The sequence below is a fragment of the Polaromonas sp. P1_A2 genome, from assembly GCF_056406895.1.
This window is the reverse complement of sequence record NZ_JBFTZI010000004.1, coordinates 238,768-250,188: the sequence shown is the minus strand read 5'-3', so window position 1 is coordinate 250,188 and position 11,421 is coordinate 238,768. Positions and strand designations below refer to the sequence as shown.

Genomic DNA, 11,421 nt, shown 5'->3' with positions numbered 1-11,421 from the left:
TTGGACGGGACACCGTCTATCTGTGAAGATTCGGGAGGCTGAAATCCCGATAGGTGGATATTAGCACTCCCAAGAATCCGTGAGCAGTTTTCAGCCGTGCCGGAACTTGAAAACCGCCCGGCTGGCGCGGGCATTCGGCCAGAAGCGGACTTCGCGGCCGTCCTGCAAGCCAAAGGCGTCGAGAATCTCCAGCTGGTTCTGCAGCGCCAGCGCTTCAAAGTCCTGGAGCGTGCCGACACGGATGTTGGGCGTGTCGTACCACTGGTAGGGCAGCACCTTGGTCACCGGCATGCGGCCGCGCGCGACAGCCAGGCGATTCGGCCAATGGCCGAAGTTGGGAAACACGACGATGCCGGCGCGGCCCACGCGCGCGGTCTCGCGCAGCATGGTTTCGGCGTTGCGCAGATGTTGCAGCGTGTCTATCTGCAACACCACATCGAAGGAGCTGTCGCCGAACAGCGCCAGGCCTTCCTCCAGGTTGAGCTGGATCACGTTGACGCCGCGCGCCACGCAGGCCTGCACATTGGCGTCGTTGATCTCGACGCCGTAGCCCGAACAGCCGCGCTCGCGGATCAGGTAGTCCAGCAATTCGCCGGTGCCGCAGCCCAGGTCGAGCACGCGGGAGCCGGGCGGCACCAGGCGGGCGATGGACAGCAGGTCGGCCGAAGGCGGCACAGTGAGGTCGGCAATCGGGTTCATGCGGCCACCTTGCTCTGGAAATAGGAACGCACGACACCGAGGTAGCGCTCGTCCTCCAGCAAGAAGGCATCGTGGCCGTGCGGCGCGTCGATTTCGGCATAGCTCACGTCGCGCTGGTTGTCGAGCAGGGCCTTGACGATTTCGCGGCTGCGCGCCGGGGAAAAGCGCCAGTCGGTGGTGAAGCTCACCAGCAGGAATTTGGCCTTGACCTGGGCCAGGGCCTGGGTGAGGCTGCCGCCGTAGGCGCGCGCCGGGTCGAAGTAGTCGAGCGCGCGCGTGATCAGCAAATAGGTGTTGGCGTCGAAGTACTCGCTGAACTTGTCGCCCTGGTAGCGCAGATAGCTTTCGATTTCAAACTCGATGTCCTGCGTGGTGTATTTGTAGGGCGCGTCGGCGCTCGCGGTTTCCGCGACCGCCTGGCGCAGCTGGCGGCCGAATTTTTCGTTCATCACGTCGTCGCTCAAATAGGTGATGTGGCCAATCATGCGGGCGATGCGCAGGCCGCGCTTGGGCAACACGCCGTGGCGGTAAAAATGGCCGCCGTGGAAATCCGGGTCGGTCACGATGGCGCGCCGGGCGACTTCGTTGAAGGCGATGTTTTCGGCCGTGAGGTTGGGCGCGCTGGCCACCACCACGGCGTGGCGCACACGCTCGGGGTATTGCAGCGTCCAGGCCAGGGCCTGCATGCCGCCCAGGCTGCCGCCCATCACGGCGGCCAAAGTCTGTATGCCCAGGCGGTCCAGCAGGCGAGCCTGCGCGCTGACCCAGTCCTGCACGGTGACGACGGGGAAATCGGCGCCGTACAGTTCCTGCGTGTCGGGGTTGGGCTGCATCGGGCCGGTGGAGCCGAAGCAGGAGCCCAGGTTGTTGACGCCGATCACGAAGAAGCGGTCCGTGTCGACCGGCTTGCCGGGACCAATCATGGTGTCCCACCAGCCTTCGGATTTGTCTATGGGCTGCCCCTGCGCATCGAGGTAGACGCCCGCCACATGGTGGGAAGCGTTGAGCGCGTGGCAGATCAGCACGGCATTGGATTTGTCGGCGTTGAGCTCGCCATAGGTTTCATAGCTCAGGTCGTAGGCGCGTATCGAAGCGCCGCTCTGCAGCGGCAGAGCCTCAACGAAATGCATGCTGAGCGGGGTGGCAATCAGTGTCAAAAAATCACCTGCAGAAAACAAAAAACCCGGCGTCGCTAAAGCGAGTCCGGGTCCTTTGGAGTTCGTCTTTAGCTGTACTTTTTAAGCGCCCGCAAGCTGAGCAAATCGGCGCTGAAAGGAAGTATACCAAGCCGGGGTCACATCAAGAGCGCGGCCAACCCCAGCCCGGCGAAGATCAGCGCCGAGACGATGTGCACCGCGCGCAGCGGCAGCAGGCGCGTGACGCGCTCGCCGAGCCAGACCACGGGCGCATTGGCCAGCATCATGCCCAGCGTGGTGCCCGCGACCACGCTGGCGATGGCGTCATAGCGCGCGGCCAGCATCACGGTGGCGATCTGCGTCTTGTCGCCCATTTCGGCGAGAAAAAACACCAGCACGGTGGTGAAGAACACGCCGAAGCGCGGCGGTTTCCCGTCCTCCTCCGCCTCGATCTTGTCGGGCACCAGCATCCACACCGCCATGGCCAGGAACGATGCGCCCAGGATCCAGCGCAGCGTTTGCGGACCGACCAGCGTGGTCACCCAGGCGCCGGCCGCGCCGGCGAGGGCGTGGTTGGCCAGGGTCGCGACGAGGATGCCGGCGACGATGGGCCAGGGCTTTTTAAAGCGGGCGGCGAGGATGAGGGCGAGGAGTTGCGTCTTGTCGCCCATTTCGGCGAGGGCGACGATGCCCGTGGAGACGAGGAAAGCTTCCATTTAAAAAGACTCCGGCCGGACGAAAACCCATGACTGCACGCCATCCCCGGCCTGAAGCGGAGGCTGTGCAGTCAAAGGTCTCGCGTAGTCCGAAGACCGCTTGCGCCATGCCCTGAGTGGGCAAGTCTGTTGACGCAAGCCCCTTCCAGGATTGAAAGGCTGGCTACTCCCCAATGACAGCCTGCATTGTAGCCGGCGCCCTCCAGCCCCCGCTTGAAGGCAGAAATTGGTGCACGCAAGCGGCATCCGCACGTTTGCGGCGCATTTCTTGCTTGTATTTGGTGCGATTCCTGAAATTCACGGAATTACGCACCAATAAATCACATTTCATCTGAAGAGGGACCTATGGAAGCACTAAAACAGGGCTCGGACGCCTTGTTCATTCTGCTGGGCGGCATCATGGTGCTGGCCATGCATGCCGGTTTTGCCTTTCTGGAACTGGGCACGGTTCGCAAAAAAAACCAGGTCAATGCGCTGGTCAAGATCCTGGTGGACTTCTCGGTGTCCACCGTGGTGTATTTTGTGGTGGGCTATGGCGTGGCCTACGGCACACATTTTTTTGTCGGCGCGGAACAGCTGGCCGCCAAAAACGGCTATGAGCTGGTCAAGTTTTTCTTTCTGCTGACCTTTGCCGCGGCAATCCCGGCGATTATTTCGGGCGGCATTGCCGAGCGCGCGCGCTTTTACCCGCAGCTGATCGCCACGGCCGTCATCGTGGGCTTTGTCTACCCCTTCTTCGAGGGCATTGTCTGGAACCAGCACTTCGGCGTGCAGGCCTGGATCAAGTCCCTGACCGGCGCGGAGTTCCATGACTTCGCGGGCTCCATCGTGGTCCATGCGGTGGGCGGCTGGCTGGCATTGCCCGCGGTGATTCTGCTGGGCGCGCGCAGCAACCGCTATCGCAAAGACGGCGCGGTGTCGGCCCATCCGCCATCGAACATTCCCTTTCTGGCGCTGGGCGCCTGGATTTTGACTGTGGGCTGGTTCGGCTTCAACGTGATGAGCGCGCAGACCATAGACAAGATTTCCGGCCTGGTCGCCGTGAATTCGCTGATGGCCATGGTGGGCGGCACGCTGGCGGCGCTGGCCTTTGGCAAGAACGACCCGGGCTTTGTGCACAACGGCCCGCTGGCCGGCCTGGTGGCGGTGTGCGCGGGCTCGGACCTGATGCATCCGCTGGGCGCCCTGGTGACGGGCGGCGTGGCCGGCGGCGTCTTTGTCGTGATGTTCACGCTGACGCAGAACAAATGGAAGGTCGACGACGTGCTGGGCGTGTGGCCGCTGCATGGCCTGTGCGGCCTCTGGGGCGGCATCGCGGCCGGCATTTTCGGCAGCCAGGCGCTGGGCGGCCTGGGCGGCGTGAGCCTGGGTGCGCAGCTCATAGGCAGCGCCATGGGCGTGGCCTGGGCGCTGCTGGCGGGCTTTGCCGTTTACGGCGCCCTCAAGGCCGCCATGGGCTTGCGCCTGAGCCAGGAAGAAGAGTTTGAGGGCGCGGACCTTTCCGTGCACCGGATCGGCGCGACACCGGACCGCGAGGTCAACTGGTAGCGGCCGTGGCCGCCTGCCGCTAGACTTCCGGCCATGCCTACTTTTGAAGAGCAGCTGGTGGAGCACCGGCTCTACCTCCTTCGTTTTGCGCGCCTGCAGCTGCGCAACGACGAATGGGCCGAAGACGCGGTGTCGGAAACCCTGCTCGCGGCCCTGTCCAAACCCCAGTCCTTCGGCAATCGCTCGCAGCTCAAGACCTGGCTGGTCGGCATCCTCAAGCACAAGGTCATCGATTTGATCCGCAGCAATGCCCGGCTGGTGGCCGTGCCCGATGCGCAGGCCGACGATGAGGGCGACGAGCTGGACCGCCTGTCTTTCAAGGCCGACGGCCACTTTACGGAGACGCCCAACGATTGGGGCAATCCCGACCAGACCTTGCAGCAAACGCAGTTCTTCCAGGTGCTGGACGCCTGCATGGAGCGCCTGCCGCCGGCGCTGGGGCGGCTGTTCCTGATGCGCGAATGGCTGGAACTTTCTTCACAGGAAGTCTGTAAGGAACTCTCGCTGACGCCGACCAACCTGTATGTCCAGTTGCACCGGGCCCGCCTGCGCCTGCAGGAGTGCCTGAATATCCACTGGTTCGGCAAACCCAGCACCTGATCGCCCGGCGCCCCTGACGTGAAACCCAAAATCGCCCTGTTACGACGCACCTGCCGGGAGGCTGCAGCCCTGCTGATCGCGCGCGAAGACCGCGCGCTCAGCCTGCCGGACCATGTTGCGCTCAAGCTGCACCTGATGGCCTGCGGCGCCTGCCCCAAATTCGAGAACCAGATCCTGACCCTGCGCGCCGCGATGAAACGCTGGCGTCACTATTCCGGCGACGCGGCGGACGCAGTGGGGCAGGCTGAAGGCAATTCATCGAAGTAAGGCCCTGCCGCCGCGCGAGACGCCAAAAAAGCACTCTTCGTGGATGCAATTTTGTGTAACTATTTCCCAATAGTTGGAACAAGATGCATGACCAGCGCGGCACACGCCTTGCGCTTCGGCAAGGTTCACACGGGGTGCGCCCGGTTGTAAGCCGCGTTGGCCTCAAAAACCTTGCGTTTACAGGTTTCTGGAGTGCCCGATTTTTAATGTATGCACTAACTTAGCTTGCAAATCAATGACGGTTTGATTTTTAGAACAAAGGCATAGAAATCAAGCTTTTATCAGGCGAGCAAGGCATGGAAGTCTTTATGCCTCATTTAATCCGCGTCTGGCTTGCCACCAGAACCCGCCGCCAGCCACCTGCCCATCAGGCCGCAAAGCCCCTGTTCATGCGGGCTGGGGCCGCCTAGGTAGTAACGCTAGTGGATTGTGTTTTGGATTCGTGAAGCATAATATGCCGGTGCGAGTGTCAGCATTCGCACACGTTAGGTGATCGGTCAGTTTCGCGCGCTACAGCGGTACGTATCAAGATTTGTTGTGCTTTCGGGACCCCATCGCTTTTGTTTTTGTGTTTTAGAGGAGTCCCTTCATGGGCAACAAACTATACGTCGGCAACCTGCCTTACTCGGTGCGTGACGAAGACCTGCAACAATCTTTTGGCCAATTCGGCGCTGTCACCAGCGCTAAAGTCATGATGGAACGCGACACCGGTCGCTCCAAGGGCTTTGGCTTTGTCGAAATGGGCAGCGATGCAGAAGCCCAGGCAGCCATCAACGGCATGAACGGCCAGCCTCTGGGCGGCCGCAGCGTCGTCGTGAACGAAGCACGTCCGATGGAGGCACGTCCTCCACGTAGCGGCGGCTTCGGCGGCGGCGGTGGTGGCGGCTACGGTGGTGGTGGCGGCGGCGGTTACGGCGGCGGTGGCCGTTCCGGTGGCGGCGGCAGCGACGGCGGTTTCCGTAGCCCATACGGCGGCGGCGGTAGCGGCGGTGGCCGTTCCGGCGGCGGCGGTGGTGGCGGACGCGGCGGCTACTAAGCCCTGCTAACCCCCTCTTTCTTCAGCCCCGGCTGAAGAGCGCTAAAAAGGCTTCAAGACTTCGGTTTTGAAGCCTTTTTGCTTTTCGGCCCACACATAAAAAGCCAAAAAGCGAAGTGTCAGCGCTCACCCTGGCGATGCTTGCGCGCGCGCCCGGACAAGGCCTTGTCAAACAGCGCATTGGGCAACAGGCGCAGCAGCTTGGCCACCACGCCCATCTGCCAGGGAATCACCCGATAGCTGTGCCCGGCATGAATGGCCCCGAACGCCTTGTCGGCAAACGCCTCCACCTTCATCAAAAAAGGCATGGGGTAGCGGTTTTCACGGGTCAGCGGCGTATCGATATAGCCGGGGCAGATGGTCACGACTTTCACACCGCTGGGACGCAGCTCGCCGCGCAGGCTTTCGCAATACGCGATGACCGCCGCCTTGCTGGCGCAGTAAGCGCCGTGCCCGGGCAGGCCGCGTATACCGGCCACGCTGCCTATGCCCACCAGGGTACCGGTGCCGCGCGTCACCATGCCGGCGATGAAGGGGTGAAAAGTGGCGGCCACGCCGGTGTTGTTGGTCGCAAAGGTCTGTGCCATCACGTCCAGGTCCGACCGCACCGCGGTGTCCATGCCTATGCTGATCCCGGCGTTGGCGATCACCACGTCAGGCACGCCCTGCGCCGCGACGCAGGCCTGGCCGGCCGCGACGATGCTGCCGGTATCGGCCACATCGGCACTGTAGACCTGGTAGCGCCCCGCGCTGAGGCCGTTGGCCTCGGCCCAGGCCTGGACCTCGGCCGTGCGGCGCGCGGCCAGCGCCAGCCGGTAGCCCGCCGAATAAAAGCGCATGGCCAGCGCCTGGCCTATGCCGCTGGACGCGCCGGTGATGAATACGAGTCTGGACATGGATGGCCGTTGAAAAAGTCGGCCGCTAAGGCGCAACCGGTTTGGCGGGGCCTGCCGGCGCCGCCGGTAAGGTCAATGCGGGAAGACCGGGGGCGCTGGCGGCGGAGCGGGGCACCAGAATACCGTGGACGCGACCGTTGAGGTTCGCCACCTGGTCCAGGTTGTCATAAGCGAAGGTGTCGCCGACAAACTGGTCGGTACCGCGAATCAGCAGTACGGGCTTGTGGGATTTCACGCGCTCGTCGTTCAGGAAGGCATGCAGGAACTCACCGCGAAACTCCATGCGGGGTGTTTCCTTGCCGCTGGCGTCCTTGCCGGCATCCCTGATCACCCGCGCGTTGCCGGTCAGCTGCACTTCCGAGCCGTCGCCGTTGGAATAGGCGCGATTCGCCGTCGCGGTGGTCACACGGCCGTCGGGGCGGATGCTGCGAATCCGCGCCTGGTCGATCTCGAGAATGTCGGTGTCGGGGAAATGCCGGGCCTCAATGCCGTAGATTTCGCTCTTGAGCTGCCCGTTTTCGTCAAAGGTCTTGACGGTGAACTTGCGCATGAAATAGTCGATATCGTGGCTTGCTTCCCGGGGCGCTTCGGGTGTGCTGAAGATGGGCGTATTGCGCACCAGCCAGTAGGTGCCCAGCGCGAGCGCACCCATCATCAGCAAGGGCATGTAGATGGACATGCTGTCCCACACGCGCAAAAAGCCGCGCCACGCCCTTTTGAGCGGGGAGAACGCGCCGGCGCGACCGGCGTCCTGGCCCTGTGTCGCAGTCGTCATTGGCGGTATTCCCGCAGCAATTCCGCATAGCGCCCGCCGGCGACGAGCAGCAGGTCGCAGAACTCGCGCGCCGCGCCGTGGCCGCCCGGCGCCTGCGTGACATGGTGGGCCTGCGCCCGGACTTCCACATGCGCATTGGACGGCGCGCAGCTGAGCGCCGCCCGGGACATCACCGGCAGGTCCGGCCAGTCGTCGCCCATGGCGGCAGCCGCGGACCAGTCCAGGCCCAGCGCCTGCAGGGTGGTCTCGGCCGCGGGGCGCTTGTCTTCGGTGCCGAAATGCGCATGTGTGACGCCCAGCGCCCGCAGGCGCGCGCGCAGCACATCGCTGTCCCGCCCGGTGATCACCACAGGGGTGATGCCGGCGCGCTGCAGCAGCTTCAGGCCGTGGCCGTCCAGGGTGTTGAAACGCTTGATGATTTCGCCGGAGGCGCGGTAACCGCCGCTGGCCTGGGCCAGGGCATGGCCGTCGGGATATTCGGAGAAATACAGGCCGCCGTCGGTGAGCACGCCGTCCACGTCGAAAAACGCCACCTTGACACCCTGGGCCCGCAGCAACAGCTCGGGAGCAAAGTTCAGGGCGGGGACGGGCTGCGGCATGGGTGGCGTCAAAGAGGGCATGACAACACCATCAGATGACTTTCGCGCGCATCAGGTCGTTGGAATTGAGCGCGCCGCACAGCACGCCGGCCTCGTCGACCACCAGCACGCTGGTGATGCGGTATTGCTCCATCAACGCGGCCGCCTCCACGGCCAGCGAATCCGCCCGCACGGTGCGCGGGTTGGCATGCATCACGTCGCCGGCCTTGCTGCTGCGCAGGTCCACGCCTTTTTCGACCAGGCGGCGCAAGTCGCCGTCGGTAAAAATCCCGATCACGCGCCGCGTACCGTCGACCACCGCGGAGGCGCCCAGGCCCTTGGCGCTCATCTCACGCATCAGGTCGCTAAAACCGGTGTCGGCCCGCACCTGCGGCACGGCGTCGCCGCTGCGCATCACGTCGCTGACATGCGTGAGCAGCTTGCGGCCCAGCGCGCCGCCGGGGTGCGAGCGGGCAAAGTCTTCTTCCCTGAAGCCGCGCACGTCGAGCAGCGCGACGGCCAGCGCGTCCCCCATGGCGAGCTGCGCGGTGGTGCTGGCGGTCGGCGCCAGGTTGAGCGGGCAGGCCTCCAGCGCGACACTGCTGTCGAGCGTGACGCGCGCATGGCGCGCCAGCGCGGACTGGGCGCCACCGGTGATGGCGATCATGGGCACGCCCTGGCGGCTCAGCACCGGCAGGATCACCGTGAGTTCCTCGCTTTCGCCGCTGTTGGAAATCGCCAGCACCACGTCTTGGCCGGTGATCATGCCCAGGTCGCCATGGCTGGCTTCGGCCGGGTGCACAAACATGGCGGGGGTGCCGGTGGAGGCCAGTGTGGCCGCGATCTTGCGGCCTATGTGGCCGCTTTTGCCCATGCCCATGACCACCACGCGGCCCCGGCAGGCCAGTATCAGCTCCACCGCCTGGACAAACTCGCCGCCCAGGCGCTGCGCCAGTCCCAGCACGGCGGCGGCTTCTATCTCGAAGGTCTTGCGGGCCAGGTTCAGCACCTGCTCGACATCCAGTTTCACGGGGTCTTGGCTCATGGCTGCATTCTATAGAGGCGTACAAAGGCCCATGCCGGCGCGGTTTCCTCGGCTACCATCGGCGCATGAGCGCGCTTGAACTGACCCTGCTGTACCTGCTGGCCGCAGTGCTGGGCGTGGTCGCGTGCCGCTCGCTCAAGCTGCCGCCCATGCTGGGCTACCTGGCGGTGGGCGTGATCATAGGCCCCAACGCGCTGGCGCTGGCCCAGAACTCCGACGGCATCCGCCACCTGGGCGAGTTCGGCGTGGTCTTCCTGATGTTCGTGATCGGGCTCGAATTCAACCTTCCCAAGCTGCGCTCCATGCGGCGCCACGTGTTCGGCCTGGGGCTGCTGCAGGTGGCGCTCACCATCGTGCTGGCCACCGTGGGCTCGCTGTTCCTCGCCAGCATGGCGCCCGGCCTGTGGACCATGGGCTGGCAGACCGCGCTGGCGCTGTCCGGCGCGATTGCCATGAGCAGCACCGCCATCGTCGTCAAGCTGCTGTCGGAGCGGCTCGAGCTGGAGTCCGAGCACGGCAAGCGCATCATGGGCGTGCTGCTGTTCCAGGATCTGGCCGTGGTGCCGCTGCTGGTGCTGATTCCGGCGCTGGGCGCACCCGCCGACGCGCTGCTCATGGCGCTGGCCGTCGCCGGCGTGAAGGCCACCGTCCTGGTGGGCCTGCTGCTGACCGGCGGGCAACGCGTCATGCGCTGGTGGCTCACCATCGTGGCTCGGCGCAAGAGCGAAGAGCTGTTCGTGCTGAACCTGCTGCTGGTCACGCTGGCGCTGGCCTGGCTGACCGAGCGCGCCGGACTGAGCCTGGCACTGGGTGCCTTCATTGCCGGCATGCTGATCTCGGAAACTGAATACAAACACCAGGTCGAGACCGACATCCGGCCTTTCCACGACGTGCTGCTGGGCCTGTTCTTCATCAGCATAGGCATGCTGCTGGATTGGCGCCTGGTGCTGGAGCGTTGGCCGCTGGTGCTGCTGCTGATGACCCTGCCCGTCATTTTCAAGCTGGTGCTGGTCACGGCGCTGGCCCGTTCGCTGGGCGCGACCGCCGGCGTGTCGCTGCGCACGGGCCTGTACCTGGCGCAGGCCGGTGAATTCGGTTTTGTGCTGCTCACGCTGGCCCAGCAGAACCGCCTGGTGCCGCCGGCCCTGCTCAACCCCATCCTGGCCAGCATGGTGCTGTCCATGCTCGCCACGCCCTTCATCATCATGTACAGCAACCGCATCGTGATGAAACTGGTCTCCAGCGAATGGCTGCAGCAGTCGCTGCAGATGACCACCATCGCGCGCAAGTCCATCAACGCCAACAAACACGTGATCATCTGCGGCTACGGCCGCTGCGGCCAGAACCTGGGCCACATGCTGGAGCGCGAAGGCATCCAGTACATGGCGCTGGACCTGGACCCCGACCGCGTGCGGCAAGCCGCCGCCGCGGGCGACTCCGTGGTGTTCGGCGACGCGGTGCGCCTGCAGGCCCTGATGGCCGCGGGCCTGGCGCGCGCCAGCGCGGTCGTCATCACCTACCTGGACACGGCCAGTGCCCTCAAGGTGCTGGCCAACACGCGCGCCCATGCGCCCACGGTGCCGGTCATCGTACGCACCGTGGACGACCACGACCTGGAGAAACTGCAGACGGCCGGCGCCACCGAGGTCGTGCCTGAGGCCATAGAAGGCAGCCTGATGCTCGCCAGCCACGCGCTCGCGCTGGTGGGCGTGCCCATGCGCCGCGTGATCCGCGTGGTGCAGGACCAGCGCGACGCGCGCTACAACCTGCTGCGCGGTTACTTCCGCGGCGCCGACGACGACACGGTCAACGAGCTGGAGCAGGAACGGCTGTCCAACGTCACGCTGCCGCTGGGCATCAAGTCCCTCGGCAAGCCCCTGGGCGCCATGGCCCTGGAAGCCGGCGGCGTGCGCGTCGTGAGCCTGCGCCGCGGCAACGGCAAGGCCGTGGCCGCGCAGGCGGAAACCCTGCTGGAAGGCGGCGACACGCTGGTGCTGTCAGGCAAGCCCGAAGCACTGGCCATGGCCGAAGAAAAACTGCTGCGCGGCCGGCCGGCCAAAACCAACCCCACCAGCCCCGCCGGCGCGCCGGGCTGACGCGTTTTTCCCCCGCCGGGCGCACAATA

Annotated in this window: 12 protein-coding genes and 1 riboswitch; of the genes, 5 read left to right on the top strand and 7 right to left on the bottom strand. The window is 64.8% G+C overall.

Features of this window, described 5'->3' with window-relative positions; all coding sequences use genetic code 11:
• Positions 1–90 precede the first annotated feature (90 nt).
• The 3 genes from metW to AC1D09_RS17230 all read right to left on the bottom strand — a co-directional run bounded on the left by metW (position 91) and on the right by AC1D09_RS17230 (position 2,551).
• Positions 91–699, bottom strand: coding sequence for a methionine biosynthesis protein MetW (metW, locus tag AC1D09_RS17240; RefSeq protein ID WP_477664261.1), 609 nt, complete (start codon positions 697–699; stop codon positions 91–93).
• The gene (gene metX, locus AC1D09_RS17235; RefSeq protein WP_477664260.1) at positions 696–1,856 is read right to left on the bottom strand and encodes a homoserine O-succinyltransferase MetX; all 1,161 of its coding nucleotides are present in this window, start codon (positions 1,854–1,856) and stop codon (positions 696–698) included. The genes metW and metX overlap by 4 nt, the downstream gene beginning before the upstream one ends.
• Positions 1,857–1,993: 137 nt before the next feature.
• Positions 1,994–2,551: a TMEM165/GDT1 family protein gene (locus AC1D09_RS17230; protein WP_477664259.1), complete on the bottom strand. Its 558-nt coding sequence runs from the start codon at positions 2,549–2,551 to the stop codon at positions 1,994–1,996.
• 5 nt (positions 2,552–2,556) lie between these two features.
• Positions 2,557–2,735: riboswitch (yybP-ykoY riboswitch) on the bottom strand.
• 161 nt (positions 2,736–2,896) lie between these two features.
• On the opposite strand from AC1D09_RS17230, the gene AC1D09_RS17225 reads away from it, so the two are divergent.
• The 4 genes from AC1D09_RS17225 to AC1D09_RS17210 all read left to right on the top strand — a co-directional run bounded on the left by AC1D09_RS17225 (position 2,897) and on the right by AC1D09_RS17210 (position 6,002).
• Positions 2,897–4,099, top strand: coding sequence for an ammonium transporter (locus tag AC1D09_RS17225; RefSeq protein WP_477664258.1), 1,203 nt, complete (start codon positions 2,897–2,899; stop codon positions 4,097–4,099).
• Between the two features lie 33 nt (positions 4,100–4,132).
• Positions 4,133–4,699, top strand: coding sequence for a sigma-70 family RNA polymerase sigma factor (locus AC1D09_RS17220; RefSeq protein ID WP_477664257.1), 567 nt, complete (start codon positions 4,133–4,135; stop codon positions 4,697–4,699).
• Positions 4,700–4,717: 18 nt separating this feature from the next.
• The gene (locus AC1D09_RS17215) at positions 4,718–4,966 is read left to right on the top strand and encodes a zf-HC2 domain-containing protein (protein ID WP_477664256.1); all 249 of its coding nucleotides are present in this window, start codon (positions 4,718–4,720) and stop codon (positions 4,964–4,966) included.
• 589 nt (positions 4,967–5,555) lie between these two features.
• Positions 5,556–6,002: an RNA recognition motif domain-containing protein gene (locus AC1D09_RS17210; RefSeq protein WP_007862676.1), complete on the top strand. Its 447-nt coding sequence runs from the start codon at positions 5,556–5,558 to the stop codon at positions 6,000–6,002.
• 119 nt (positions 6,003–6,121) lie between these two features.
• On the opposite strand, the gene AC1D09_RS17205 is transcribed toward AC1D09_RS17210, so the two are convergent.
• Genes AC1D09_RS17205 through AC1D09_RS17190 form a run of 4 tightly spaced genes read right to left on the bottom strand, consistent with a single transcriptional unit; the run spans position 6,122 to position 9,296 of the window.
• On the bottom strand, positions 6,122–6,898 hold the full coding sequence (locus AC1D09_RS17205) for an SDR family oxidoreductase (RefSeq protein WP_477664255.1): 777 nt from the start codon (positions 6,896–6,898) through the stop codon (positions 6,122–6,124).
• Positions 6,899–6,923: 25 nt separating this feature from the next.
• Positions 6,924–7,673: an LPS export ABC transporter periplasmic protein LptC gene (gene lptC / locus AC1D09_RS17200; RefSeq protein ID WP_477664254.1), complete on the bottom strand. Its 750-nt coding sequence runs from the start codon at positions 7,671–7,673 to the stop codon at positions 6,924–6,926.
• Positions 7,670–8,293, bottom strand: a complete 624-nt coding sequence (locus AC1D09_RS17195; RefSeq protein ID WP_477701150.1) for a KdsC family phosphatase — start codon at positions 8,291–8,293, stop codon at positions 7,670–7,672. Before AC1D09_RS17195 ends, lptC begins: the two co-directional genes overlap by 4 nt.
• A gap of 10 nt (positions 8,294–8,303) precedes the next feature.
• Positions 8,304–9,296 (bottom strand): KpsF/GutQ family sugar-phosphate isomerase, encoded by a 993-nt coding sequence (locus tag AC1D09_RS17190; protein WP_477664252.1) that lies wholly within the window; start codon positions 9,294–9,296, stop codon positions 8,304–8,306.
• A gap of 65 nt (positions 9,297–9,361) precedes the next feature.
• Between AC1D09_RS17190 and AC1D09_RS17185 the strand changes: the two genes are divergently transcribed.
• Positions 9,362–11,392: a monovalent cation:proton antiporter family protein gene (locus tag AC1D09_RS17185; RefSeq protein WP_477701149.1), complete on the top strand. Its 2,031-nt coding sequence runs from the start codon at positions 9,362–9,364 to the stop codon at positions 11,390–11,392.
• Positions 11,393–11,421: the final 29 nt, after the last annotated feature.

What these genes read in the sequence shown, in the direction of transcription:
- AC1D09_RS17210 (WP_007862676.1), top strand. Translation starts at nt 5,556, where the DNA reads ATGGGCAACAAACTATACGTCGGCAACCTGCCTTACTCGGTGCGTGAC.
- AC1D09_RS17220 (WP_477664257.1), top strand. Translation starts at nt 4,133, where the DNA reads ATGCCTACTTTTGAAGAGCAGCTGGTGGAGCACCGGCTCTACCTCCTT.
- lptC (WP_477664254.1), bottom strand. Translation starts at nt 7,673, where the DNA reads ATGACGACTGCGACACAGGGCCAGGACGCCGGTCGCGCCGGCGCGTTC.
- AC1D09_RS17225 (WP_477664258.1), top strand. Translation starts at nt 2,897, where the DNA reads ATGGAAGCACTAAAACAGGGCTCGGACGCCTTGTTCATTCTGCTGGGC.
- AC1D09_RS17230 (WP_477664259.1), bottom strand. Translation starts at nt 2,551, where the DNA reads ATGGAAGCTTTCCTCGTCTCCACGGGCATCGTCGCCCTCGCCGAAATG.
- AC1D09_RS17185 (WP_477701149.1), top strand. Translation starts at nt 9,362, where the DNA reads ATGAGCGCGCTTGAACTGACCCTGCTGTACCTGCTGGCCGCAGTGCTG.
- AC1D09_RS17190 (WP_477664252.1), bottom strand. Translation starts at nt 9,296, where the DNA reads ATGAGCCAAGACCCCGTGAAACTGGATGTCGAGCAGGTGCTGAACCTG.
- AC1D09_RS17205 (WP_477664255.1), bottom strand. Translation starts at nt 6,898, where the DNA reads ATGTCCAGACTCGTATTCATCACCGGCGCGTCCAGCGGCATAGGCCAG.
- AC1D09_RS17195 (WP_477701150.1), bottom strand. Translation starts at nt 8,293, where the DNA reads ATGCCCTCTTTGACGCCACCCATGCCGCAGCCCGTCCCCGCCCTGAAC.
- metW (WP_477664261.1), bottom strand. Translation starts at nt 699, where the DNA reads ATGAACCCGATTGCCGACCTCACTGTGCCGCCTTCGGCCGACCTGCTG.